We start from the raw sequence: 25,471 nt of genomic DNA, 5'->3' as shown, positions 1-25,471 counted from the left end.
TGACTGACATCATCGAACCGAATTTTGAGGGGCGTCGCCGGACATGGCTGAAGCGTTGCGTGTTGGAATTGCCGGTCTCGGCACCGTCGGCGCGTCGGTGGCGCGCGTGCTGCGCGACAAGGCGGCGGAACTGACGCGCCAGTGCGGACGCGACATCGTCGTGTCGGCGGTTTCGGCCCGCGATCCAAAGCGTGACCGCGGCGTCGACCTCGGTGCGGCCAAATGGTTCGACGACGCGACGAAGATGGCGCAGACCGCCGATATCGATGTCTTCGTCGAGTTGATCGGCGGCGACGAGGGGGCTGCGCGATCGTCGGTGAAAGCGGCGCTTGAATCCGGCCGCCACGTCGTCACCGCCAACAAGGCGCTGCTCGCCAAGCACGGCGTGGCGCTTGCCGAGATCGCCGAGAAGAAAGGCGTGCTGCTCAACTACGAGGCGGCGGTGGCCGGTGGCATTCCGGTCATCAAGACGATGCGCGAGGCGATGGCCGGCAATTCGGTGACCCGCGTCTTCGGCATCCTCAACGGCACCTGCAACTATATCCTGACCCGGATGGAGGCCGAGGGCCTGTCGTTCGACGCCTGCCTGAAGGATGCGCAACGGCTGGGTTATGCCGAGGCCGATCCGACCTTCGACATCGAAGGACACGATACCGCGCACAAGCTGTCGATCCTGACCAGCCTCGCCTTCGGCACGAAAATCGCCGCCACCGATATTTATATGGAAGGCATCTCCAACATCAGCCAGGCAGACATCCGCGCGGCCGGCGATCTCGGCTACCGGATAAAGTTGCTCGGCGTTGCCCAGCGCACGGAAAGCGGCATAGAACAGCGCGTGCATCCGACAATGGTGCCGACGGCCTCGGTCATCGCGCAGGTGCATGGCGTCACCAATGCCGTCGCGATCGAAACCGATATTCTGGGTGAACTCCTGCTCTCCGGTCCGGGCGCCGGCGGCAATGCCACCGCCTCGGCTGTCGTCGGCGACATTGCCGACATCGCCAAGAGCCGGCCGGGTTTCCAGCACGGTCCGGTGTTCGGCCGGCCGACGAAGGAGTTGAAGCCCTACAAAAAGGCGCAGATGCGCAGCCATGCCGGCGGCTATTTCATCCGGCTGACCGTGCATGACCGTATCGGCGTCTTCGCCGCGATAGCGAAGCGCATGGCCGACAACGACATTTCGCTGGAATCGATCGTACAGCACGCCGCCGGCCCGGAAACCGAAGCCCAGAAGACGGTCATCCTCGTTACCCATGAGACGACCGAGGCTGCGGTGCGCAAGGCCGTCGACGGCATCACCAAGGACGGCCATCTGACCGACAAGCCGCAAGTGATCCGTATCGAGCGGGCGGGTTAATCCACCCGGACTTGCGGCTGCAGTCGCTTGGCAGCGATCAATCGGAACGAATTTCAGCTCGCGCCGTTCTCCTCAGGTCCGCAACCCTGAGGAAACGAACAATGGCCGAAGCTTCGAAGCCCGACAGCTCCAACATTGACGATATTCAGAAGTCGCTGGAAAAACAGATCGCCGACCTGCGCAAGGAGGTCGCCAAGATCAATAAGAGCATTTCGGAACGCGGCGCTGAATTGGTCGCCGATGCCGAGGAGCAGGCATCCGGAATGTACGATAGCGCTGCTGCTCGCGCGACGCGAACCGCGCAGCAATTGCGCACTCAAGCCCATGCGGTATCTGAAGCGGCGCGGGAAAATCCAGGCACAACAACAGCGCTGGTTGGCATGATCGGCCTGCTTGGTTTCCTGGCAGGAATGGCTGTCGGGCAAGCCATGAACGACACGCCGAGGCGATGGTATTGATCCAGTTTTGAGAAGGCCGGCTTCGCCGGCCGCTTCTTTCTGCATATCATTTTCAGGAGGGCGCCATGGCTTCATCCATGTTGATAAGCATTCTGATCACGTTCCTGGTGATCATCCTTGTTCTCTATCTGGTTCAGCGTCTTCCGCTCGATGCCAGGATGCGGCAGATCGCCCAGATCATCGTCATCATCATCGGTATTGTCTCGCTGCTCAAATACCTCGCAGTATTCTAGGCCCGGATAAACCCTATTCGCTCACTGACACATGCCGGTTCAGCGCGGCCGGGTGTGCCTCGGAATGCCTTCAATCGATTGATATCCTTGACTTTTCGAGAAATCGTCGAGCGGGTCTTGTCCTTGTCATGCTGGTTTGAGAAAAGGAGCACGCCTCTGGCGGGAGGCAATGTGACAACGAGGATTTCCACCGATGAATGTGGCCCAGAGCATCGTCGCCGGTCTTGACCGGATACTCACCATGGAACTGGTGCGCGTCACCGAACGCGCTGCGGTTGCGGCCGCCAGATTGCGCGGGCGAGGCGACGAAAAGGCCGCCGACCAGGTTGCAGTCGATGCCATGCGCCAGGAGCTCAACCGTCTCGCCATCAAGGGTACGGTGGTGATCGGCGAGGGCGAGCGCGACGAGGCGCCGATGCTCTATATCGGCGAAGAGGTCGGTTCCGGCAAAGGCCCGGCGGTCGATATCGCGCTCGATCCGCTTGAGGGCACCACGATCTGCGCCAAGAACCTGCCCAATGCGCTGGCGGTCATCGCGATCGCGGAGAAGGGCAGCCTGTTGTTCGCGCCCGATGTCTACATGGACAAGATTGCCATCGGCCCGGGCTACGCTGACGGTGTTGTCGATATCGACGCCTCGCCGGCCGAAAACATCGCCAGCCTGGCCAAGGCCAAGGGTGTGCCGGTATCGGAGATCACGACTTGCATCCTCGACCGGCCGCGCCATGGCAAATTGATCGAGGCAGTGCGCGCCACAGGCGCCGCGATCCGGCTGATCGGCGATGGCGATGTCGCCGGCGTCATCCACACCACCGACCCGGACGAGACCGGCATCGACATCTATCTCGGGACTGGCGGCGCGCCCGAGGGTGTGCTGGCGGCGGCTGCTCTGCGCTGCACCGGCGGCCAGATGCAGGGGAGGCTGATCCTCGACACGCCGGAAAAGGTGGCGCGCGCGGCGAAGATGGGCATCTCCGATCCCAAGCGCATCTATCGCACGCAGGACATGGCGCGCGGCGACGTGCTGTTCGCGGCAACCGGCGTGACCGACGGCAACATGCTGGCCGGCGTCAAATTCGGCCGCAATTCCATCACCACGCACACGATCGTGCTGCGCTCGTCGTCGCGCACCGTGCGCGAGATCAAGGCGCGCCACCAGGATCTGGAAAAGTTCTGATTCGCCAGATTTAGCCGTCGCATATTGTGAGAGCCGTCGCATATTGTGAGAAATGACAATTTGCAGACGGCGCGTCGCGTGACGGGCGAAAGACGTATTTTCCTCGATGTCAGGCAGTCGGCCACCGGTGTCTCCTGGGAGCACCGGTTGACCGAACGGCAGGACATGACCGCGCTCGCCATAGCGCAAGGCCACGGCGTGCCGGACATTGTCGCGCGCGTCCTTGCCGGGCGCGGCGTGAGTGCCGAGCAGACCGAACGGTTCCTCGATCCGACCATCCGCGACCTTTTGCCGGACCCGGCTTCGCTGACCGACATGGACAAGGCCGCCGCGCGCATCGCCGGCGCCATCATGGCCAGGGAGAAGGTGGCGATCTTCGGCGACTACGATGTCGACGGCGCGGCCTCGTCGGCGCTGCTCAAACGGTTCCTCGCGCATTTCTCGGTGCCGTCGGAGATCTACATACCGGACCGCATCTTCGAGGGCTATGGCCCCAATCCGGAAGCCATGCGCGAGCTCGTATCGCGCGGCGCGACGCTGATCGTCACCGTCGATTGCGGCACCAACAGCGCCGTCTCCATCGACGCGGCTAGGCAGGCCGGCGCCGATGTCGTGGTGCTCGACCACCATCAGGTCGGCGGGCCGTTGCCGGCGGCAAATGCGGTCGTCAATCCCAATCGCGAGGACGATCTTTCGGGCCAGGGCCATCTCTGTGCGGCGGGTGTCGTCTTCCTCACCCTGGTGCAGACGGCGAGGGTTCTACGCCGCCTGCTGCCGGACGCGGCGCCGCCAGACCTGCTTGCCCTGCTCGATCTCGTAGCGCTGGCCACTGTTTGCGATGTGGTGCCGCTCACCGGGGTCAACCGCGCCTTCGTGGTCAAGGGGCTGCAGATGGCGCGCCAGCAGCGCAACGAGGGGCTGGCGGCGCTGGCTCGGGTCTCGCGCATCGGCGAGCCGATCAGCACCTTCCACCTGGCCTATCTGATTGGTCCGCGCATCAATGCCGGTGGGCGCATCGGCGATGCAGCACTTGGCAGCCGTCTGCTGGCGACCGACGATCCGGTCGAGGCCGGCGCCATCGCCGAGACGCTCGACCGGCTCAATCAGGAGCGGCAGTTGATGGAGCAGGAGATGCTGGCGGCGGCGCGCGTCGAGGCCGATGCCGAGCTTGCCGGCGGCAGCGGTCCGGCCATTGTCGTCACCGCCAGCTCCAATTGGCATCCCGGCATCGTCGGCCTGCTTGCCTCGCGGCTCAAGGACCATGCGCGCCGACCGGCCTTCGCCATCGCCTTCAACGCCAATGGCGTCGGCACGGGTTCGGGCCGCTCGGTGTCGGGCTTCGACCTGGGACGGTTGGTCCGCGAGGCGGCCGACGCCGGGCTGATCGTCAAGGGCGGTGGTCACGGCATGGCCGCCGGCATCACCGTGGAGCGGGCGAAGCTCGGCGTGCTCAGGGCGTTCTTCGAGGAACGCGCGGCGGCGGACGTGTTCCGGCTGCAGGACGAGGAAAGCCTGGCCATCGACGGTGCGCTGTCCGCCGAGGGTGCGACGCTCGACCTGCTCGATGCGCTGGAGAGGGCGGGTCCGTACGGCGCGGGGCATGTCGCGCCGGTCTTTGCGCTGCCGCGCCACCGGCTGGTCGATGCACGGGCGGTCGGCACCAATCACATCCGCGCCGAATTACAGTCAGAAAGCGGCGGTCGCATCCAGGCGATCGCCTTTCGCGCCGTCGATACCGCACTCGGCGAATTCCTGTTCAAGAACAGGGGCAAGACGGTGCATGTCGCCGGTTCGCTGTCGGGCAATCACTGGAACGGCAACCGCACGGTGCAGTTCCGCATCGTCGATGCCGCGCGTGCATGAGTGTATTGCCTGACCTTTCCGAAAACCGGCGCCCGCTTTTCGCTCGCGCGGACCTTCGGTCCGGGATCCCGGTTTTAGGCCAGAACCGTCTGCAGCCTGGTCAGCTCTTCGATTTGGCTCATCGTCGCCTGATAGCCGATGCGGATCGCCTCGTCGGCACGGTGGAATTCGGTCAGGCCGATATGGCTGAGCTTAGGTTGCAGCGAAATGTCAGGCGGATCGCCGGCAAGCCGCGCGCGCGAAATGCGGTCCTGGATGATGTTGAAGGCTTCGACCATGACGCCGGTGATGCCGAGCCGGGACTGGTACCCAGTGTCGACCTGGCCGGCTCCCGGCGCATCCTTCTCGACGACCAGCTCGCCGGCGCTGTGCTTGATGACGGCGGCGCGACCGAACAGATCATAATGAAGGTTGACCGCGACGACGAGCGGCTGCTCATAGGCGCGGCAGACCGAGACCGGCACCGGATTGACCAGTGCGCCGTCGACCAGAACGCGCCCGTTGCAATTGACCGGTTCGAACACGCCGGGCAAGGCGTAGGAGGCGCGCATGGCAGTGGTCAGCGAACCGCTCGACAGCCAGATTTCATGACCGGTGCGGATCTCCGAGGTGACGCAGACGAACGGCTTCGGCAGATCCTCGAAACGAACCCCGGCAATGTGCTCGCGCAGCCTTGCATCGAGCTTCATGCCGCCGAACAGGCCGCTGCCGCGCAGATTGAGGTCGAGAAGACCAAAGATGCGCCGCCTGGTCAGGCTTCTGGCGAATTCTTCCAATTCGTCCAGCTTGCCTGAGAGATAGCAGCCGCCGACCAGCGCGCCGATCGACGTGCCGGCGATCATCGACACTTCTATGCCGGCCTCGTCGAGCGCGCGCAGCACGCCGATATGAGCCCAGCCGCGCGCGCAGCCACCACCCAATGCCAGCGAAATGCCGGTCTTCCTGGCAGGCTTCGTTTCAGAAGCGCCGCCGGACGAGGAGGGGCCGTTGGCTTCCCTGACATCCGGTCTGTTGCGCAATGACGCCCATTCGAGCATCACGATCTCCCTTGTCCCAGAGCGAATATAGAGGCGGGCCGTATCGAAATCATGAATATACGTGACGGCAAGGCGGCGAATGGTTCATATGGATGGTTCATTTGGGCTTTCGATACGTTTTTTCCGCATCGAACAGCGGCTTGCTGCCGTCGCTGGCAAGCGTCCCCTTGCCGTCGATCAACCCCACCGTCCGATAAAAGCAGGAACGCCGGCCGGTGTGACAAGTTGCGTCGTGGCCCAATACTTTGACGCGCAACCATATGGCGTCCTGGTCACAATCCGTGAGCATCTCGACGACATTCTGAACATTGCCGGAGGTTTCGCCCTTCTTCCACAGCGCCTTGCGCGAGCGCGACCAGTAATGAGCGATGCCGGTTTCTAGCGTCAGCGCCAGCGCCTCGGCGTTCATGTGCGCGACCATCAGCAGCATGCCGTCTTCGGCATCGGTAACGACGACGGTGACGAGGCCGCCGGCGTCGAAGCGTGGCGAAAAAACCGCGCCTTCCTCCAGTGCCTTCTTGTCCGATGGAGCTTTCGGGAATTCCACTGCCGACATCGCCGGTCCTTGTTTTGTACGACCGGCGGGCGCTGATCAGGCGCCGCCACGCACCATGGTGACGAAACGGACCTGCTCCTCTGGGGTGTCCTTGAAGACGCCGGTGAAGGTGGAGGTCAGGGTGGTCGAGCCCTGCTTGCGGATGCCGCGCATGGCCATGCACATATGCTCGGCCTCGAGCATGACGGCGACGCCGCGCGGATTGAGCACGTCCTGGATGACGCCGGCGATCTGCGCGGTCATCGCTTCCTGTGTCTGCAGGCGATGCGCGAAGATATCGACGACGCGCGCGATCTTGGACAGGCCGACAACCTTGCCGTCCGGCAGATAGCCGACATGCGCCTTGCCGATGATCGGCACCATGTGGTGTTCGCAATGCGAGTGGAAGGTAATGTCCTTGACGATGACGAGGTCGTCATAGCCGGCGACTTCCTCGAAGGTGCGGCCAAGCTCTTCGGCCGGGCACATGTCATAACCGTTGAACATTTCGCGGAACGCCTTGGTGACGCGCTTCGGCGTGTCGATCAGACCCTCGCGGTCCGGGTTGTCGCCGGTCCAGCGCAAAAGCGTGCGCACCGCAGCCTCGACCTCGGCTTCGCTCGGCCGGTCGGTAACCGGCTTTTCCATATAGGCGGACTGGGGCATGAGCTTCTTGATGACGGCATCCATTAAAGGCGTCTCCCGTAGTTCCTCTCCCGGGAGGAACGAATTGAACGGACCACGACCTTTCGTGCTTGGAAATCGCCCGGTTTCCAGCCCGCAAGCGGCGTGAACTGATTTGAACAAAGACATGGCCATTGGTTGCCTTGTCGATGCCCGACTGCCAGCATTATATATGGTCGTGCCGAGCGAATGAAAGACACATCAGCGGCAATCGCTGTTCGCGTGGCGGCGACAGATTGGAAAAATATGATCGACGACGTCTACAATGCGAAAATTCTGGGTTTTGCCGGAAACATCGCGCGGATCGGCCGGCTCGAACATCCCGATGCGACGGCGCGAGCGCATTCCAAACTGTGCGGCTCGACGGTGACTGTAGATCTGAAGATGGATGACGGCATCGTCACCGATTTCGCGCATGACGTGAAGGCCTGTGCGCTCGGCCAGGCGTCGTCCTCGATCATGGCGGAACACGTCGTCGGCGCCAGCGCGGATGAATTGCGCAGCGTGCGCGAGACAATGCTGAAGATGCTGAAGGAGAATGGCGCACCGCCGCAAGGCCGTTTCGCCGACCTCAGATATCTGGAACCTGTGCGCGATTACAAAGCGCGCCACGCCTCGACCATGTTGACCTTCGATGCCGTGGTCGACGCCATCGGCCAGATCGAGAAGAAGCGCGCGGAACAGGCTGCTTGATTCTACCCGTGCAGAGAGCGCCGGCTTTCGGCAAATTCGGCCCGGACCCAGTCGGCAAAAGCCTTGGCTGGCTCGGAAAGGTCATTCAGGTTTCTGGCGACCAGCCAGTAGGCGCCGGATGCGACATCGATGTCGAACGGCTTGATCAGCGCGCCGGACGCTATTTCTTCGCCGATCTGCAAAAGGTCGCCCAGCGCCACGCCATGTCCTAGCAAGGCTGCCTGCTTCGAAAGCGAAGCATCCGCCAGCATCGGGCCGCGTGCGGGCACAGTGTCGACAGCTACGCCGGCTGCTTCGAACCAGCGCGCCCAGCCCTGACGGTTTTCCTCGTGCAGCAAGGTGTAGCGACCAAGATCGATCGGGTTCTCCAACGGAGGGCCGGATGCAAGCAGTGCCGGTGACAGAACTGGTGAATCGACCATCGAGGCAAGCCGTTCGGCCTGGCTGCGTGGCCACGAGATGGCGTGCGCACTGAAGCGCAAGGCAAGTTCGGGCTGATCGCTGCGGAACTCGATCAATCTTGGGTCGACCTCTAGAGAAATGTCGATGTCGGGTCTCAACTCGCGAAATCGATTGAGCCGCGGCACCAGCCATACCGAGGCAAGCGACGGCTCGACGCTGACGCGAACCACGGATTGCGCCGGGACCACGGCCAATTCTGACAGCAGCCTGTCGATGTCATCGAAACTTCTCACCAGTTGATCGAGCAGCCGGCGGCCTGCCTCAGTCAGTTCGACGCGGCGATGATGGCGGAAGAACAAGGGCTGTCGCAGGAAGGTTTCCAGTTCCCGTATCTGGCGGCTGATCGCCGCTTGCGAAACGAAAAGTTCTTCGGCGGCGCGGCTGAAGCTCAGGTGCCGGCCGGCCGCCTCGAAACTTCTCAATGCCGTCAGTGGAAGCCGCCCGCGCTTCATTCGCATAACCCAGAGTTATCCGAGGTGGAAATTATACTCGTTTGAGGACGAAGGCCAGCAACGATCTAATCGCTGCCTAGAGGAGAAGCGGCCAATGAACGGATTTCTGGATATCCTCGGTAATGTGATGCGGATCGTGACGTTCCAGTACCAGCCGCCAAGACCGACGCGTATGGAGTCCGTTGGAAATTGGCGAACCGAAACAGGTTCACCTCAGCGGACTCACCCGACGGGCCGCGCGTATCCGCGCCATCGTTGAATGCCATCGACGAGCCAAAGAGACATTGTTTTCCCCGGCCAATGTCCACATCTATCGACGACAGGAAGACGATCCGGATCGCGATGAGCAACAAGCACCAGCACGCACATGCTGCATTGGCCGCACGGCGCGGGCGCAATTGGCCCGGTCCGTGGCGCAAGACGCCGGGCCGTGTCCTCGGCACGTCGCTGGTTCGGCTCTATCAACTGACGCTGTCCGGTTTTGTCGGCAATTCGTGCCGGCACTTGCCGACCTGTTCCGAATACGCGCATGAGGCGATCGCCCGCCACGGCCTGTGGGCCGGCGGCTGGATGGGGCTTTTCCGGGTGCTGCGCTGCGGGCCGTTCGGCACGCATGGCATCGATCGCGTACCGGAGGCACTGGCCGATCGCTATGTCTGGTTCATGCCCTGGCGGTATTGGCAGATAAGTAGGAAGCCCGGCGAATCCGGGGTCTGACTGCATCCACAGGATTTCAGCGCCGGCCGGTCTTTTACGAACTGGTAGGGTTAACATCAGCCTGCACAAAGACTGCGAATTTGAGACAAAATCGAGACAAGACGCCTCGCTAAGCCGCTTCTGATAATCCCTCCAGGTAAAGAGCTTTGCATGCGTCAGATCGACCGTCTTCCCTTCGTTTTCGCGATCGTTCTTTTTCTTCTGGCGTGGCTGCTTGGTTTTCCAATGCGGGCGCAGTCGGCGCCGCTTGGCGACGTCGAATGCACGCTGATCCAGGATGCGGTGAGCGGCGAGACGCTCCACCAGGATGGCGTTTGCGACCAGCGCTTCAGCCCGGCGTCGACCTTCAAGGTACCGTTGGCCCTGATTGGCTATGACTCCGGCATTCTGAGCGACGAGCACACGCCAAGCTGGGACTACAAGCCCGAGTTCAAGGCGGTGAAGCGGGACCGGAAAACCGTCGACCCCACGATCTGGGAGCGCGATTCCGTCCTCTGGTATTCCCGTGAAATCACGCGCCGGCTCGGAGCCGAGCGCTTTGCCGGATATGTCACGAAGTTCGGCTATGGCAACATGGATGTCTCCGGCAATGCCGGCAAGAATGATGGCCTCACCCGGTCCTGGGTGAATTCATCGCTCGAGATATCGCCTGCCGAGCAGACCGATTTCCTGCGTCGGCTGCTTGCCGGCAAGATGCCGGTTTCGGCCAGGGCGCATCAGATGGCCAAAGCGATCATTCCGAGCTTCAAGGCCGACGGGTGGACGGTGCAGGGCAAGACCGGCAGCACGAGACTCGGCAATGGCGGGACTGACAAACGCTCGCTTGGCTGGTTCGTCGGGTGGGCCGAGAAAGGCGACCGCCGGATCGTGTTTGCCCGGCTTGTGGTCGATACGCAGCGCACTGACATGCCGAAGGGCCTGGCGACGCGGGCCGCGTTCCTAAAAGAGCTGCCTGGCTTGATCAAATAAGTGGAACGAGCGCTTTACGGCGCCAGCATCTGCCCCTAAAAGGCTGCCGCCGCCGGACGCATCCGGCATTTGCCTTATGCATGCACCAAAACCGCTACACAGTTTGGGCGAATGCATTTCACCACCCGCGCTCGTTTGCGGGACTGGATAGGAGAAGAACGTGCTGAATTCCGTTTCCCTGACATTTCCCGATGGTTCCGTCCGCGACTACGACGCGGCGATGACTGGCTCCGGCCTAGCGGAATCGATCTCGAAGTCGCTGGCCAAGAAGGCCGTAGCCTATTCGATCGATGGCACGGTGCGCGATTTGTCCGACCCGCTCGGCAAGTCCGGCAAGATCGAGATCATCACCCGCGAGGATCCGCGCGCGCTGGAACTCATCCGCCACGATGCGGCACATGTGTTGGCCGAAGCTGTGCAGGAACTTTGGCCGGGCACGCAGGTGACGATCGGGCCGGTGATCGAGAACGGGTTTTATTACGACTTCGCTCGCAACGAGCCGTTCACGCCCGACGATTTCCCGGTGATCGAGAAGAAGATGCGCGAGATCATCGCGCGCAACAAGCCGTTCACCAAAGAGGTCTGGTCGCGCGACAAGGCCAAAAAGGTATTTGCCGACAAGGGCGAGCGCTACAAGCTCGAACTGATCGACGCCATCCCGGAGGACCAGGATCTCAAGATCTATGCCCAGGGCGACTGGTTCGACCTCTGCCGCGGCCCGCATATGGCCTCGACCGGGCAGATCGGCAACGCCTTCAAGCTGATGAAGGTGGCCGGAGCCTATTGGCGCGGAGACAGCAACAACCCGATGCTGACGCGCATCTACGGCACGGCCTGGGCCGACCAGGCGCAGCTCGATGCCTATCAGACGATGCTGGAGGAAGCCGAGAAGCGCGACCACAGGAAGCTTGGCCGCGAGATGGACCTGTTCCATTTCCAGGAAGAGGGGCCGGGCGTCGTCTTCTGGCACGCCAAGGGCTGGAAGATGTTCCAGAACCTGGTCAACTACATGCGCCGCCGGCTCGACGAGCAGGGCTATCAGGAGGTCAACGCGCCGCAGGTTCTCGACAAGGGCCTGTGGGAGACGTCGGGCCATTGGGGCTGGTACCGCGACGCCATGTTCAAGGTGACGGTCGCCGGCGACGATACCGACGACGACCGGGTCTTCGCGCTGAAACCGATGAACTGCCCGGGCCACGTGCAGATATTCAAGCATGGGTTGAAGTCCTACCGCGATCTGCCGGTAAAGCTTGCGGAATTCGGCAATGTGCATCGCTACGAGCCGTCCGGGGCGCTGCATGGGCTGATGCGCGTGCGCGGCTTCACGCAGGACGACGCGCATATCTTCTGCACCGAAGAGCAACTGGCCTCGGAATGCCTGCGCATCAACGATCTGATCCTGTCGACCTATGCCGATTTCGGTTTCGACGAGATCAGCGTGAAATTGTCGACGCGTCCGGACAAGCGCGTCGGCACCGACGAGGCGTGGGATCACGCCGAGGCGATCATGGGCAGTGTGCTGGAGACGATCCGCACACAGTCCGGCAATCGCATCAAGACCTCGATCAATCCGGGCGAGGGCGCCTTCTACGGCCCTAAATTCGAGTATGTGCTGAAGGATGCTATCGGCCGCGAATGGCAATGCGGCACCACGCAGGTCGACTTCAACCTGCCGGAACGCTTCGGCGCCTTCTATATCGGTTCAGATTCGGAGAAGAAACAGCCTGTCATGGTGCACCGCGCCATCTGCGGCTCGATGGAGCGCTTCCTCGGCATCCTGATCGAGAACTATTCCGGTCATTTCCCGCTGTGGTTCGCGCCATTGCAGGTTGTGGTGGCGACGATCACCTCCGATGCCGATGACTACGCTCAAAAGGTCGTTGCGCAGTTGAAGGCGGCCGGGCTCCAGGCGGAAGCCGATCTGCGCAACGAGAAGATCAACTACAAGGTCCGCGAGCATTCGCTGGCCAAGGTTCCGGTCATCCTCGTCTGCGGCAAGCGCGAGGCGGAGGAAGCGACGGTCAACATACGCCGCCTGGGTTCGCGCGATCAGGAATCGCTTGGTCTCGTCGAAGCCGTGAAGCTGCTTTCCGATGAGGCGGTCACGCCCGACCGCAGACGCCGCGCGGCCTGATCTCCTCAGAGTCACAACGAAATGGCGGTGGAGCGATCCACCGCCATTTTCACATCCCTGTCATGGCGTGAGTTTAACAAGTCGCAATGCTGAAGCTGAAACTGCGCGAAAGACCGTTTCCCGAACTTTCCTATGCCAGCCCGCATCAGCCGGCATTGACGCGCTGGTTCATCCATTCGATCGAAGGCCTGTCCGGGCGCGACCGCTATGCGGCGCTCTACGATTTCTGGCGCCGTCACGTGGTGCCGACCGGCGAGCGCGTGTTCAGCCGCATGCTGGAACTGATCGATGTCCGGGTGCGGACCGCCGATCAGTGGCCGCCGGCAAGGCTGCCCGACACGCCGTTGGTGATCGTCGCCAACCATCCCTTTGGCATCGGCGACGGCATAGCCGTTCTCTCGCTGGCCGAGCAGCTTAAGCGCCCGTTTCGCGTCATGATCCACAAGGATCTGCTCAAGATCAGCGAGATGGAGCCCTATTCGCTGCCGATCGACTTTTCCGAAACCAGGGACGCGCTCAAGAACAATATGGCGGTGCGCCATGAGGCGGTGCGGCTGCTGAAAGAGGGCGTTACCATCGTCGTCTTTCCGGCCGGCGGCGTTGCCACCGCGCCCAACGGGTTCGGCCGGGCGCGCGACCTGCCATGGAAGATGTTTCCGGCCCGTCTCGTGCAGGAGGCCAGGGCCGTGGTCATTCCGATGCATTTTTCCGGTCAGAATGGTCGGCTGTTCCATCTGGTCAGCGGTCCGATGAACATGGCCGAGCGTGACGGACGAGTGGCTAAATTCGTTGGCAAGGCCTCGCTGACTTTGCGCACATCCCTGCTCATCCGTGAGTTCGCGCGGCTCTCCGGCAAATCGATCGAGGTGCGTGTCGGCGACGCGCTGACCTGGGAAGAACTGGAGCCCTTGCGTGACCGCAAAGCGCTGCTCGACCGCCTCTATCGCGGCGTGTTCGATCTGGCGCCGGCCGAAGCGCGGCGGAAGAAGCTTCCGTTCCTGCAGGGGCGGACGAAGCTCGCGGCCTAAGGTGTGACTTTACGATTCAACGAAAAGTGAGAATCGCTTCAGTCCGCGCCTTCCTCGGGATCGATCGCTGAGGCTTCCGAGGCCAGGACCTCGATTTCCTTGTTCTGTCCAGCCACGACCGTAAAATCCTTCTGGTAGATACGGTCGCGATTCTTGGCGATGATGGTGTAGTCGCCCTCGGCCAGCACCATCGAGGCAAAGGCGCCGACGGTCTCCTTGATGGGATCGCCGGATTCGTTGAGCAACGACCATGAGGTGTCGGCGATTGCCTCGCCGCCGGCCTCACGGACCAGCTTCATGGTCATCTCCGCCGCGCGATGCTCGACGGTCGCTTCGGTCAGCTTGCCGGCCTCGACGCGGATGTCGGAGCGAATGACCGCATTCACCGCGCCGTAGGTCGAAACGACGTGGTAGACGCCGGCGTTCAGCCGCACGACGCTGTTCGGCTCGACGTCGGGTATGATCAGCGCACGGTCGCCATTGGCTTCGGCATGATCCTCGTAGATCGAAAAGCGCAGCTTTTTCGGCGGGATGCGCGCTCCGCCCGACAGCACGGCGTCGAGCTTGAGACCGCCGGCATCAAGCACCAGGCTCTCGCGCTTGGCGTCCTTGCCGACGGTGATGCGCTTGGTGGCGCCGGCCCGACCATAGGAGGCGTGGACCAGATAGCTGCCGGGCTCGAGCTGAAACACGGCGGTGCCGCCATGGGCGGAAGCGACCATCGGCAGCTTGCCGTCGCTTGCTGTTTCAGGCTTGAAGACACGCCAGACGATGCCGCGCGTGATGTCTGCCCCCTTGTCGGTCAGTTGCGCCGACAGCGTGATCGCGCCGCTGCTTCCCAAGGCCAGCGGTGTCTCTCTTTTCGGCGTCGCGTAGGTGGAAATCCCGGGAAGCTTCAGATTGCCGATGCCGTCCGCATCCTGCGCGATGGCGGACCCGATCGGCACCATGGACAGTGCCACACCGAGCCAGACCAGGAAAAGACGCAGCATCCCCTCAAACATGCCTTGCGTTGAAGCCCAAGGCGGTGGCAATTTCAAGGCTTAAGAATCCGATGCGCTTCTGCCGGGCCATGTTTCGGTCTAAAGGATTCTTGCCGTCCCGGCGCGTCCGCGCCACTGCCCAAGCCGCCCGATGTCGCGATGGCGTGCTTCAGCTCAAATTCCAGGAGACTTGCACCCATGGCGTCGCCGATCATCGACTTTCTGCTGACCCGAAATTCCGCGCCGATCCCGGAGTTGAAGGAGCCGGCGCCCAGCGAGGCCGATATCGCGACCATGATTGCCGCTGCTACACGGGTGCCGGACCATGGCCGGCTGGAACCCTGGCGCTTCATCCTCTACCGGGGCGAGGCCCGCGTCGAGATCGGCAAGAAACTGGCAACTCTTGCTGAACAGCGCGAGGGGCCGCTGCCCGAAGGCCGCCGCAACCAGGAACTGGCACGCTTTTCGCGCGCGCCGCTGGTGGTCGGCGTGGTGTCGAGCCCGAAGGAGAACCCGAAAATCCCGCAATGGGAAATGTTCCTGTCCGGCGGCATGGCGGCGATGAACCTGATGATATCGGCCAATGCGCTGGGCTACGGCACCAATATGATCAGCAACTGGTATTCCGACGTGCCCGAGGGCAGGGCGTTGCTGGGGCTGGCGCCGCATGAGCGCGTTGTCGGCTTTGTCCATATCGGCTCCTATCAAGGGCCAGCGCCGGAGCGGCCACGCCCGGATGCGGCGAAACTCTATGCCGACTATCAGGGACCCTGGGTGGAATAGAGATGTTCTACGAGCCGTTGAAAGGGCACGGGCTGCCGCATGATCCGTCCAAGGCGATCGTGGCGCCGCGCCCGATCGGCTGGATCTCGACAGTGGATGGGCAAGGCAGGATCAATCTCGCGCCCTATTCCTTCTTCAACGCCTTTTCGACCCGGCCCTTCCTTGTCTGGTTCTCGTCCGAAGGCGAGAAGGACAGCGCCACCTTTGCCGAGGAAACGGGCGAGTTCGTCGCCAATCTGGTCAGTCGCGAGTTGGCCGAGAAAATGAACCGGACGGCTGTCGACGCGCCGCGCGGCATCAGCGAATTCGGCTATGCCGATCTGGCCATGGCGCCGTCGCGCCTTGTCGCGCCGCCGCGCGTGGCGGCAGCGCCCGCGGCGCTCGAATGCCGGGTGACCGAGATCCTTCGCCCGAAAGCGCTGGACGGAACATCGACGGGCGCGGTCGTGGTGGCCGGCGAAGTCGTCGGCGTCCATATCGACGATGCGTTCCTGAACGACGGCAGGTTCGATATCGTCAAGGCGGGCAATGTCGGTCGTCTCGGATATATGGACTATTCGAGCGTCAACGAGATCTTCTCGATGCGCCGGCCCCGTTGGGAAAAAGAATAGGGCTGGGGAAGATCAGGCCAAAACCCCGGCTGCCCTGGCGCGTGCCAGAAGCCGTTCGGCGAGCCGGAGATGCGGCCGGTCGTACATCTTGCCATCGATGCCGACGACACCGGGGTTTCCCGCCGCCTCAAATGCGGCAACCAGGGCAGCGGAATGCTGAACGGCCTCAGCCGATGGCGTGAAGGCGGCGTTGATGACCGGCACTTGCGCCGGATGGATCGCCATCTTGCCGGTGAAGCCGTCACGCTCAGCCTCGGCGCATTCGGCCTCGAAGGCGGCCATATCGCGAAAGCCGGGGAAGACCGTGTCGATCGCGGCGACCTCCGCCGCGCCCGCGGCAAGGATGGTCATGGTTCGGGCAAAGCGAAAGACATCGGTGTAGCGGCCGTTTCCGTCGCGCGCCGTGCGGGCACCGATCGCCGCCGACAGATCCTCCGCCCCCCAAGTGATGCCGGCAAGCCGCGCGCTGGCCTTGGCGTAGGTCGCGGCCGCCAGCACGCCCGCCGCCGTTTCGGTGATGATCGGCAGAATTCTTATCGCGCCGTCCGGCAGGCCGTTTTCGGCTTCGTGGACCCTCAGTTTTGCCGAAAGCTGCTGGACATCCTGACCGCCGTTCGACTTCGGCAGCATGATGCCGTCGGGTTTGGCCTGAACAAGTGCCGCGAGATCGTCGTCGGTCAGTCCGCTCGACAGATCGTTGACCCGGACATAGATCGCGGCCGTGGTCCGATGCCGATGGGCGGCAATGAAGTGAGCCGCCAGGTCGCGCGCTGCAGGCTTGTTCCCGGGCGCCACGGAATCCTCAAGGTCGACGATGACCGCGTCGGCGCCAGCGCCAAACCCCTTCTCCAGCTTCTTTTCCGAGTCGCCGGGAACAAAGAGCAGCGAACGCATCCGTCAGGCCGCCTTCTTCATCATCATCGCTTGCCTCGTGCATTTAGCAACGAGCACGTCATTCTGGTTGTAGGCGCGGTGTTCGAACTCGACGATGCCGCGGTCGGGCTTCGATTTCGATTCCCGCGCCGAGATTACCGTGGTCTCGACGCGGATGGTGTCGCCATGGAAGACCGGATGTGGAAACACCGTCTCCTTCATGCCGAGATTGGCAATGGTGGTGCCGACAGTGATGTCGTTCACCGAAATGCCGATCATCAAGCCCAAAGTGAACAGCGAATTGACTAGCGGCTTGCCCCATTCGCTTTTGGCGGCGAAGTCGAAATCGATATGCAGCGGCTGTGGATTCAGCGTCATCACCGAAAACAGCATGTTGTCGCTTTCGGTGACGGTCTTGCGCAGCGTGTGCTGGAAGACACGGCCGACAACGAATTCTTCCAGATAAAGGCCGGCCATGTGTCTATCTCCTCCACTGCCCAGGGGTTGATAGGCGCTGCAAACTAAGCTCGCAAGCCAGTTAACAAACATGGTGAACCGTTCGTAAACCATTTCTGCCTACGGTCTACCCAAGAGCGGGAACGGACTCGGGCTGGGGGCGCAGCGGACGGCATGGTTGTTTCGCATTTCCTGAAATGGATTGACACCGCGCGGGTCTCGGAACGCGCCGCGGCGGCCAGCGCGCTGGCCCGCGCCTACATCAATTCCGATCTGCCTTTCGAGGATCGCTGCGCTGCCGAGGCCGCACTGACGCTGCTGCTCGACGACGCCTCGTCGAAGGTGCGACTGGCGCTTGCCGAGGCGTTGTCGATGAGCCATCACGCGCCGCTGCAGATCATCAGCGCGCTGGCGTCCGACCAACCGGAAGTGGCCAGCCTGGTGCTGGCGCGTTCGCCGCTGCTCACCGATGCCGATTTGATCGACCGGGTCGCGAGCGGCCAGAAGGCGACGCAGAAATTGATCGCCGACCGGCCTGTCGTCTCGATGGCGGTGGCGGCGGCGATTGCCGAGATCGGCGAGCCGGAAGCCTGCGCGATGCTGCTCGCCAACAGTGGCGCCGACATCGCTTCGCTAAGCTTTCGCCGCATGGCCGAGCGGCATGGCCATTTGCCTCAGATACGCGAAGCGCTGATATCGGACGCACGGCTACCGGCCGACTGCCGGCATATGCTGCTGATAAAAGTTGGTGAAACCCTCAAGGGGTCGCCGCTGGTGCTGGCGCTGATGGGCCCGGCAAGAGCTGAACGCCTCATGCGCGACGCCTGCGTCAGGGCTTCAGTGACGCTGATCGAAGGCACGCGCCAGGAAGAGCACGCAGCCCTGATCGAGCACCTGCGCCTGCGTGGCGACCTGACGGCAAGCTTCCTCATTCGCACCATCGCGCATGGCAAGGTCGATTTCTTCGGCTCGGCGCTGGTTGCGCTCAGCCAGCAGTCGGAACAACGGGTGAGGGCGCTGCTGGCCGGTGGGCATGATGTGGCTTTGCAGGCGCTGTTCCGCAGCGCAGGGCTTGCCGCTGCCATCCACGCGATCATCCTGCGCGCGCTGAAGATCTGGCGCGAGGTTGCCAATGGCAAGCGCATCGCCGGCGTTCAGGAAGTAAGCTGGCTGATGTTGAAGGAACTGGGCGGGCAGTCGGCGCAAGGCGATCTCGCCGGGTTGGTGAGGTCGATCCATCTCGAAGCGCTGCGCGAAAATGCGCGAGGTCATGCGCTCGCAATCGCGGCAGCTTAGATCTTATCCTTCGCGAAAAAATCCGGAAAGTCCTCCAGCGCCGCGGCGATGATGCGCAGCGAAGCCGCAACTTGCAGCATCTCGGCCGCGTCGCTGCGCTCGGCGATACCCGTCGCATATTGCCTGGCGACGGCGATCGTTGCCACCTGCCGCTCACCTGGCCCATGAAACAGCAGCTCGCGCGCCAGCCCGCGCAGGAAATTGGTGATCGAGAGCGCCGTTTCCGATGGGATCTTGGAATTCTGCTGCGCCGCGCGCAGCCGCAGAATCTCCAGCCCGACGGTGACAGTGGCGATGCTACTGCCCAGGGCGGCGTCGCCTTTCTTGCCGACGCGCTGCAATAGCGGCATCAGCTGGTTGATCCGGTCGTAGGCAAGGCTTTCGAAAGCGGATCGCGGTGGCACACGCTCGTGCAGGCAAAGCCTTGCCAGATCTTCCCGCATGGCCTGCAGGATGCGGTTGGCGGCAATCCAGGGATCGGCCGGCAGCACGACGATGAAAACACCGATAGCGAGCAGTATGCCGACCAGGATCGACGCCGAGCCGGCGAGGAATGGCAGGGGGTCGTAGGTCATCGCCTGATGTGGGCTGAGGAAGGCGAGAAAATTGATGGCAAAGGCGGTGGCGACACCGACATAGCGCGGATTGGCCATGCCAAGTGCGGCCGCACAAGGATCGGCACGACGAAGAGCGCGAACCAGCCGAAGCCGGGCAAGGCAGGTAGTGCTATCTGGCCGACGAGAAACGCGAAAGGCAGGGCCAGCAATGTCCCGGTGAAGAAGCCCCAGGCCGACTGGACGGGATCCGGGCGGGCGGCAAACAGGCTGGAGACGACGGCGACGAGAATGACCGTGCCTGCCGCCTCCGACCATTTCGTCGTGAGCCAGAAGGTCGCCACCAGCAGCGTGGCAAGGGTGGCGCGCACGGCATTGCGCCAGGCTGCATGATAGTCGCGATGCACGACCAGCGCCGGCTGCCGCCGCTCGCGGGAAGGTCCAGAAACGGGCGAGCGCAACGCATCCAGGCCACGCAGCACCTGCTTCAGCGCCTCGGCAAAATCGGCGGCAATGGTGAGGCGGGTTACTGTGCCGAGCTTGTCGCCTCCAGGCTCGGTTGCCGGCGCCTGCCGTGCCTCGCTGGCGATCGAGTCCAGCCGCGCCACCCAGGGAGATGTGTCGTCCAGCGCGCCCGGCCTGGTTGCAAGTTCGCCGACAAGCGCCTGCAGTTTGCTACGCACGGGAACCAGTGCGGCGTTCTTCGGTGCGGCATGGGAGTGCAGCGCGCGCGCCGCCGACAGCGCCCAGAGCAACTGCCCGATCGTGCGCCTGACCGGGTGAGCACGGGTGGCGAAGCTTGGCGCTTCGAGCCTCGCATAGGTGCGCATCTCGGCGAGCGTCTGGGCATCAGCGATCAGTTTGCGCTGGAGCGCCACTAGCGTTGCCGCATCGCCGCCGGAAAAGGCGCCTCCGGCATAAGTGGCAAGGTCGAGAATGCTGCGCTTCAGCCTGGAGATGATAGCGTCGGCCGCCAGTTTCGGCAGGATCAGTCGGCTGGTCAGGCCGGCGCAGACGATGCCGAGCACGATCTCGGCGCAGCGTGCCATGGCGAGATCGAGGACCAGGTGCGGCTGCCCGAACGCGGGCAGGCCGATGATCATCGCCGTATAGCCGGCGAGTGCCGCGCCATAGGCTTCCGGGTTGCGCAGCAGCGACGAAACCAGCGTGCAGAGCCCGATCCAGATCGCCAGGATAGTGACCAGCAGCCAGGGATTGGCGCCAAAAAGGGAGGTGATGCCGATCGCCGCCAAGCCGCCAGCCAGCGTGCCGAGCAGCCGGTAAAAGCCCTTTGCCAACACCATGCCGGCGACCGGCTGGGCGACGATGAACACCGTCATCATCGCCCATTGCGGGTGGTCGAGCTTGAGCACGTAGGCTGAAAGAAGCGCGATCAGCCCGGCCGAAACCGTGCGCAGGGCAAAAATCCAGTCCGAGCGTGTTGGTCGCGTGAGGCTGGCAAACTTTGCGGCAAGATCTCTGCGCAGACGGTTCCAGATCACATGCTCATCTCCGCATTCTATGGGAGTGGGCTAATTCAGATATCCAGCACTTCCGTCTCGGCGAACTCCGCGCGTTCCTGAATGAAGCGGAAGCGGGCTTCGGGCTTGGTGCCCATCAGCGCGTCGACCGCGTCCTTGGTTGCCGCCTCGGCGTCGATCACATCGACCCTGAGCAGCGTACGCTTCCTCTGGTCCATGGTCGTTTCCTTGAGCTGGGCAGCCATCATTTCGCCCAGCCCCTTGAAGCGGCCGATTTCGACCTTGCCGCGCCCGGTGAATTCGGTGCGCAGCAGCTCGTCCTTGTGTGCATCGTCGCGGGCGTAAGCGACCTTGCCGCCTTGCCGGATCGAGTAGAGCGGCGGCACCGCCAGATAGAGATGGCCGCCGTGAACCAGATCGGGCATCTCCTGATAGAAGAAGGTGATCAGCAGAGAGGCGATGTGGGCGCCGTCGACATCGGCGTCGGTCATGATGATGACCCGGTCGTAACGCAGATCCTCGTCGCGGTACTTTGAACGCGTGCCACAGCCCAATGCCTGGATCAGGTCTGATATCTGCTGGTTGGCGGCGAGCTTGTCATTGCCGGCGCTGGCGACGTTGAGGATCTTGCCGCGCAGCGGCAACACGGCCTGGCTGGCGCGATCACGCGCCTGTTTCGCCGAGCCGCCGGCCGAATCGCCTTCGACGATGAAGAGCTCGGCGCCGGCAGCGGCATTCTGGGTGCAGTCGGCGAGCTTGCCGGGCAACCGCAATTTGCGCACCGCGCTCTTGCGCGACACTTCCTTTTCCTGGCGTCGGCGTACCCGCTCGTCGGCGCGCGCGATCACCCATTCGAGCAGTTTCGAGGCTTCTTGCGGATTGTCGGCCAGCCAATGGTCAAAGGGGTCGCGAATGGCGGTCTCGACAATTCGAATTGCTTCGATCGTCGCCAGCCTGTCCTTGGTCTGGCCGACGAATTCCGGCTCGCGGATGAACACCGACAGCATGCCCGCCGCCGAAATCATGACGTCCTCCGACGTAACGATCGAGGCACGCTTGTTGCCGACGAGATCGGCGTAGGAACGCAAGCCCCGCGTCAGCACGTTGCGGAAGCCGGCCTCATGCGTGCCGCCTTCGCCGGTCGGGATGGTGTTGCAGTAGGAGTTGAGGAAGCCGTCGCCGCCGAACCAGGTGACCGCCCATTCGAGCGAGCCGTGGCCGCCTTGCTTTTCGCTCTTGCCGGCGAAGACTTCGCGGGTGACCTGGAATTCATCGCCGAGCGAGGCTTTCAGATAGTCCTTGAGGCCGCCCGGAAAATGAAACTCGGCCTTGGCCGGCGTCGGATCCTTTTCCTTGATCAGCGAGGGATCGCAGGTCCAGCGGATCTCGACGCCGCCGAACAGATAGGCCTTCGAGCGCGTCATGCGATAGAGCCGCGCCGGCTCAAACGCAGCGCCCTTGCCGAATATCTGCTCGTCGGGATGGAAGCGGATTTTTGTGCCGCGGCGGTTGTGCACCTCGCCGAGATGCTCCAGGCCGGTAACCGGGAGGCCGCGCGAGAATTTTTGCCGATAAAGCTGGCGTCCCCGCGCGACTTCGACCTCGAGATGATCCGACAGCGCGTTGACCACGGAAACGCCGACGCCGTGCAGGCCGCCCGAGGTCTCATAGACCTTCGAGTCGAACTTGCCGCCCGAATGCAACGTCGTCATGATGACTTCGAGCGCTGGTTTCTTGAATTTCGGATGTGGATCGACCGGGATGCCGCGGCCATTGTCGGTAACTGTGAGATAGCCGTCGGCGGAGAGTTCGACATCGATGAAGGTCGCGTGTCCGGCGACCGCCTCGTCCATCGAATTGTCGATGACTTCGGCAAACAGATGGTGCATCGCCTTGTCGTCAGTGCCGCCAATATACATGCCGGGGCGGCGCCGTACCGGCTCCAGCCCTTCCAGAACCTCGATGTCGGCGGCACTATAGCTCTCGCTGCCATCCTTGGTCGCGGCAGCACGCTTGGTGGCCTGCACCAGCGGGTCCGCCGGGCGCGCCGGTGTGCGAACCGGCTGCGGTTGCTTGTCCATATTGCCGAAAAGATCGTTGTTGTCGTCCATGCTGGTCCTGGATTGCGATGCTACGAATCACCTGCCGATACTGCCACGCTTTTCGCGGGCAGGCGACGGAGGTTCCTGTTACGTTCGAGGATGGCCCCTCTTACCGCAAAACCATTCGACAACCAAGCGGCGGAAATGCGTCGGTGGCAGCATGCGTGTCATCGAGACTGATGGTGAAATCGCGTCATTGCCCAGAACAAGGCCAGCAGGGCCGACCAGGTTGGGCCGGCCCCTGCGTTCTGCCTGACTGTTCCGCCGAATTACTCCGCCGCGCCCAGATATTCCGACAGTGGCGGGCAGGAGCAGACGAGATTGCGATCGCCGGCGACATTGTCGATGCGCGACACCGGCGGCCAGTATTTTGCCGATGTATCGGCGTTGCCGGCTGGATAGGCCGCCTCGATCCGCGAATAGGGATGGGTCCACTCGCCAGCCAGCGCCTCGGCGGCGGTGTGGGGCGCGTTGACCAGCGGATTGTCGGCCAGCGGCCATTCGCCCTTTGCCACCTTGGCTGCCTCGCCTGATATCGCAATCATCGCCTCGCAGAAGCGATCAAGTTCCTGCTTGGGCTCGGATTCGGTCGGCTCGACCATCAGCGTGCCGGCGACCGGAAACGACATGGTCGGCGCATGGAAGCCATAGTCGATCAGGCGCTTGGCGATATCGTCGACGCTGATGCCGGAGTTCTCCTTGAGCACGCGGGTGTCGAGGATGCATTCATGAGCGATGCGATCATGCCTGCCCTTGTAGAGGAGCGGGAAATACGGCGCGAGCCGTGTCGCCACATAGTTGGCCGAGATGATGGCGGTCTCGGTAGCCTGCTTCAGGCCTAAGGCGCCCATCATGCGAATGTACATCCAGGTGATCGGCAGGATGGAAGCGCTGCCGAAGGGCGCCGCCGACACGGCATGGGCCGAGCCTTCGCTGACGTGGCCGGGCAGATAGGGCTTCAGATGCGCCTTGACCCCGATCGGGCCGATGCCGGGACCGCCGCCGCCATGCGGAATGCAGAAGGTCTTGTGCAGGTTCATGTGGCAGACGTCGGCGCCGATGTCGCCGGGACGAGCAAGGCCGACCATGGCGTTGAGGTTGGCGCCGTCGAAATAGACCTGTCCACCATGCTCATGGATGAGGGCGCAGAGATGGCGCGCGCCTTCCTCGAAGACGCCATGCGTCGAGGGATAGGTGAACATCAGCGCCGCGAGATTCCTGGAATGCTCATTGGCCTTGGCCCTCATATCGTCCATGTCGATATTGCCGTCCTCCAGGCAGCGCACGACGACAACGCTCATGCCGGCCATCGCCGCGCTCGCCGGATTGGTGCCGTGCGCGGAAGACGGGATCAGGCAGATCGTGCGATGGCCTTCGCCGCGCGAGCGGTGATAGGCGCGGATGGCGAGCAATCCGGCATACTCACCCTGGCTGCCGGCATTGGGCTGCAGGCTGACCGCGTCGAAGCCGGTGATCTCCGACAGCCAGCCTTCCAGTTCGCCGACCATGGCGCGGTAGCCCGCAGAATGGCTGGCCGGCGCGAACGGGTGCAGATTGGCGACGCTTGGCCAGCTTACCGGCATCATCTCGGCGGCGGCATTGAGCTTCATGGTGCAGGATCCGAGCGGGATCATGGCGCGGTCAAGCGCCAGGTCCTTGTCGGCCAGACGGCGCAGGAAGCGCATCATCTCGGTTTCCGAGTGGTTTTCGTGGAAGACCGGCTGGCTGAGAAACTCCTTGCCGCGCGGTGTGCCAGGCAGGGTGCTGGCGCCGGCTGCGTCGACTTTGGCGCCGAACAGGGCCGCAATCGCGTCCAGATCGGCCTCGGTCGAGGTCTCGTCGAAGCTGATGCCGATATGGTCGGCGTCGATGACGCGCAGCAGCCGGCCGGTCTTCTCAGCGGCGGCGGCGATCGCCTTGGCCTTGCCTTTTGCTTCCACCGTTACCGTGTCGAAGCGGTTCGCGCCAAGCACCGAAACGCCCGAGGCCTTGAGGCTGGCCGCCAGGCGGCTGGCCAATGCGTGGATGCGGCCCGCAATCGCCTGCAGGCCGGCGGGGCCGTGCCAGATCGCATAAGCGGTCGCCATGTTGGCGAGCAGTGCTTGCGCGGTGCAGATGTTGGAGGTCGCCTTGTCGCGGCGGATATGCTGTTCGCGCGTCTGCAAAGCGAGGCGATAGCCGGGGCGGCCCTTGCTGTCGGTCGACTGGCCGACGAGGCGGCCGGGCATCAGCCGCGTCAGTCTGTCGGAGACGGCACAATAGGCGGCGTGCGGGCCGCCAAAGCCCATCGGCACGCCGAAGCGCTGCATCGGACCGACGGCGATATCGGCGCCAAGTTTTGCCGGCGCGTCGGTCAGCGTGAGAGCGAGTGGATCAGCGATGAAGACGACGAGCGCGCCGGCGGCGCGAGCCTTTTCGATCGCCGCCTTGTGGTCGCCATAGACACCAAACGTGTCCGGCCAGGAGACGAGCAGCGCCGCGGTGTTGTCGTCGATCGTCTCGCCGTCTACCTCGGTGCCAAGCGGTTCTGCGC

At 63.1% G+C, this 25,471-nt stretch carries 22 protein-coding genes and 1 pseudogene; 13 read left to right on the top strand and 10 right to left on the bottom strand.

Annotated features, from left to right (window positions below; all coding sequences use genetic code 11):
- Positions 1 to 43: 43 nt before the first annotated feature.
- The 5 genes from CN311_RS07015 (at position 44) to recJ (ending at position 5,088) form a co-directional block, all read left to right on the top strand.
- Positions 44 to 1,357, top strand: coding sequence for a homoserine dehydrogenase (locus tag CN311_RS07015; RefSeq protein WP_097572603.1), 1,314 nt, complete (start codon positions 44 to 46; stop codon positions 1,355 to 1,357).
- Positions 1,358 to 1,458: 101 nt separating this feature from the next.
- Positions 1,459 to 1,815 carry a hypothetical protein gene (locus CN311_RS07010; protein ID WP_097572602.1) on the top strand — a complete coding sequence of 119 codons (357 nt, stop codon included), beginning with the start codon at positions 1,459 to 1,461 and terminating at the stop codon, positions 1,813 to 1,815.
- Positions 1,816 to 1,880: 65 nt separating this feature from the next.
- Positions 1,881 to 2,048 (top strand): Thivi_2564 family membrane protein, encoded by a 168-nt coding sequence (locus CN311_RS07005; protein ID WP_097572601.1) that lies wholly within the window; start codon positions 1,881 to 1,883, stop codon positions 2,046 to 2,048.
- Positions 2,049 to 2,241: 193 nt separating this feature from the next.
- On the top strand, positions 2,242 to 3,225 hold the full coding sequence (gene glpX / locus CN311_RS07000) for a class II fructose-bisphosphatase (protein ID WP_097572600.1): 984 nt from the start codon (positions 2,242 to 2,244) through the stop codon (positions 3,223 to 3,225).
- A gap of 78 nt (positions 3,226 to 3,303) precedes the next feature.
- The gene (gene recJ / locus CN311_RS06995; RefSeq protein WP_097572615.1) at positions 3,304 to 5,088 is read left to right on the top strand and encodes a single-stranded-DNA-specific exonuclease RecJ; all 1,785 of its coding nucleotides are present in this window, start codon (positions 3,304 to 3,306) and stop codon (positions 5,086 to 5,088) included.
- Positions 5,089 to 5,162: 74 nt separating this feature from the next.
- Here recJ and CN311_RS06990 read toward each other — a convergent pair whose 3' ends face one another.
- The 3 genes from CN311_RS06990 to folE all read right to left on the bottom strand — a co-directional run bounded on the left by CN311_RS06990 (position 5,163) and on the right by folE (position 7,350).
- On the bottom strand, positions 5,163 to 6,125 hold the full coding sequence (locus CN311_RS06990) for a patatin family protein (RefSeq protein WP_097572599.1): 963 nt from the start codon (positions 6,123 to 6,125) through the stop codon (positions 5,163 to 5,165).
- Between the two features lie 97 nt (positions 6,126 to 6,222).
- Positions 6,223 to 6,681, bottom strand: coding sequence for a phosphoribosyl-AMP cyclohydrolase (gene hisI / locus CN311_RS06985; RefSeq protein ID WP_097572598.1), 459 nt, complete (start codon positions 6,679 to 6,681; stop codon positions 6,223 to 6,225).
- Positions 6,682 to 6,717: 36 nt separating this feature from the next.
- Complete coding sequence (folE, locus tag CN311_RS06980) at positions 6,718 to 7,350, bottom strand: GTP cyclohydrolase I FolE (RefSeq protein WP_097572597.1); 633 nt, start codon at positions 7,348 to 7,350, stop codon at positions 6,718 to 6,720.
- A gap of 240 nt (positions 7,351 to 7,590) precedes the next feature.
- On the opposite strand from folE, the gene CN311_RS06975 reads away from it, so the two are divergent.
- On the top strand, positions 7,591 to 8,037 hold the full coding sequence (locus CN311_RS06975; RefSeq protein ID WP_097572596.1) for an iron-sulfur cluster assembly scaffold protein: 447 nt from the start codon (positions 7,591 to 7,593) through the stop codon (positions 8,035 to 8,037).
- Between the two features lie 2 nt (positions 8,038 to 8,039).
- Here CN311_RS06975 and CN311_RS06970 read toward each other — a convergent pair whose 3' ends face one another.
- Positions 8,040 to 8,951, bottom strand: a complete 912-nt coding sequence (locus CN311_RS06970) for a LysR substrate-binding domain-containing protein (protein ID WP_097572595.1) — start codon at positions 8,949 to 8,951, stop codon at positions 8,040 to 8,042.
- A gap of 342 nt (positions 8,952 to 9,293) precedes the next feature.
- Between CN311_RS06970 and yidD the strand changes: the two genes are divergently transcribed.
- The 4 genes from yidD to CN311_RS06950 all read left to right on the top strand — a co-directional run bounded on the left by yidD (position 9,294) and on the right by CN311_RS06950 (position 13,799).
- The gene (yidD, locus tag CN311_RS06965) at positions 9,294 to 9,668 is read left to right on the top strand and encodes a membrane protein insertion efficiency factor YidD (protein WP_097572614.1); all 375 of its coding nucleotides are present in this window, start codon (positions 9,294 to 9,296) and stop codon (positions 9,666 to 9,668) included.
- 150 nt (positions 9,669 to 9,818) lie between these two features.
- A complete protein-coding gene (gene blaOXA / locus CN311_RS06960) occupies positions 9,819 to 10,637 on the top strand; it encodes a class D beta-lactamase (protein WP_097572594.1) in 819 nt (272 codons plus the stop codon).
- A 160-nt stretch (positions 10,638 to 10,797) separates the two neighbouring features.
- Entirely contained in the window at positions 10,798 to 12,771 is a 1,974-nt protein-coding gene (gene thrS / locus CN311_RS06955) for a threonine--tRNA ligase (RefSeq protein ID WP_097572593.1), read from the top strand.
- An 86-nt stretch (positions 12,772 to 12,857) separates the two neighbouring features.
- Positions 12,858 to 13,799 carry a lysophospholipid acyltransferase family protein gene (locus CN311_RS06950; protein ID WP_097572592.1) on the top strand — a complete coding sequence of 314 codons (942 nt, stop codon included), beginning with the start codon at positions 12,858 to 12,860 and terminating at the stop codon, positions 13,797 to 13,799.
- A gap of 38 nt (positions 13,800 to 13,837) precedes the next feature.
- Here the strand turns inward: CN311_RS06950 and CN311_RS06945 are convergent, their stop codons facing one another.
- A complete protein-coding gene (locus tag CN311_RS06945; RefSeq protein ID WP_097572591.1) occupies positions 13,838 to 14,803 on the bottom strand; it encodes a hypothetical protein in 966 nt (321 codons plus the stop codon).
- A 177-nt stretch (positions 14,804 to 14,980) separates the two neighbouring features.
- Between CN311_RS06945 and CN311_RS06940 the strand changes: the two genes are divergently transcribed.
- Both CN311_RS06940 and CN311_RS06935 read left to right on the top strand, forming a co-directional pair.
- Complete coding sequence (locus tag CN311_RS06940) at positions 14,981 to 15,565, top strand: nitroreductase family protein (RefSeq protein ID WP_097572590.1); 585 nt, start codon at positions 14,981 to 14,983, stop codon at positions 15,563 to 15,565.
- 2 nt (positions 15,566 to 15,567) lie between these two features.
- Positions 15,568 to 16,176 (top strand): flavin reductase family protein, encoded by a 609-nt coding sequence (locus CN311_RS06935; RefSeq protein WP_097572589.1) that lies wholly within the window; start codon positions 15,568 to 15,570, stop codon positions 16,174 to 16,176.
- A 12-nt stretch (positions 16,177 to 16,188) separates the two neighbouring features.
- On the opposite strand, the gene CN311_RS06930 is transcribed toward CN311_RS06935, so the two are convergent.
- Together CN311_RS06930 and CN311_RS06925 are read right to left on the bottom strand one after the other, a co-directional pair.
- Entirely contained in the window at positions 16,189 to 17,070 is an 882-nt protein-coding gene (locus CN311_RS06930) for an HpcH/HpaI aldolase/citrate lyase family protein (protein ID WP_097572588.1), read from the bottom strand.
- A gap of 3 nt (positions 17,071 to 17,073) precedes the next feature.
- Complete coding sequence (locus CN311_RS06925; protein ID WP_097572587.1) at positions 17,074 to 17,526, bottom strand: MaoC family dehydratase; 453 nt, start codon at positions 17,524 to 17,526, stop codon at positions 17,074 to 17,076.
- 153 nt (positions 17,527 to 17,679) lie between these two features.
- Here CN311_RS06925 and CN311_RS06920 point away from each other — a divergent pair, with 153 nt between their 5' ends.
- On the top strand, positions 17,680 to 18,801 hold the full coding sequence (locus CN311_RS06920) for a DUF2336 domain-containing protein (RefSeq protein ID WP_097572586.1): 1,122 nt from the start codon (positions 17,680 to 17,682) through the stop codon (positions 18,799 to 18,801).
- On the opposite strand, the pseudogene CN311_RS06915 reads toward CN311_RS06920, so the two are convergent.
- The 3 genes and pseudogenes from CN311_RS06915 to gcvP all read right to left on the bottom strand — a co-directional run.
- Positions 18,798 to 20,857: pseudogene (locus CN311_RS06915) on the bottom strand (FUSC family protein). The gene CN311_RS06920 and the pseudogene CN311_RS06915 overlap by 4 nt on opposite strands.
- A 35-nt stretch (positions 20,858 to 20,892) precedes the next feature.
- Positions 20,893 to 22,947, bottom strand: coding sequence for a DNA topoisomerase IV subunit B (parE, locus tag CN311_RS06910; RefSeq protein WP_097572585.1), 2,055 nt, complete (start codon positions 22,945 to 22,947; stop codon positions 20,893 to 20,895).
- Positions 22,948 to 23,207: 260 nt separating this feature from the next.
- Positions 23,208 to 25,471: aminomethyl-transferring glycine dehydrogenase (gene gcvP / locus CN311_RS06905; RefSeq protein WP_097572584.1), on the bottom strand; the 2,264-nt coding region annotated here is incomplete at its 5' end.

This window comes from Mesorhizobium sanjuanii, assembly GCF_002529485.1.
Lineage (GTDB): Bacteria > Pseudomonadota > Alphaproteobacteria > Rhizobiales > Rhizobiaceae > Mesorhizobium > Mesorhizobium sanjuanii.
The sequence above is the reverse complement of the archived record's forward strand: the minus strand, read 5'-3'. Positions and strand labels throughout refer to the sequence as shown.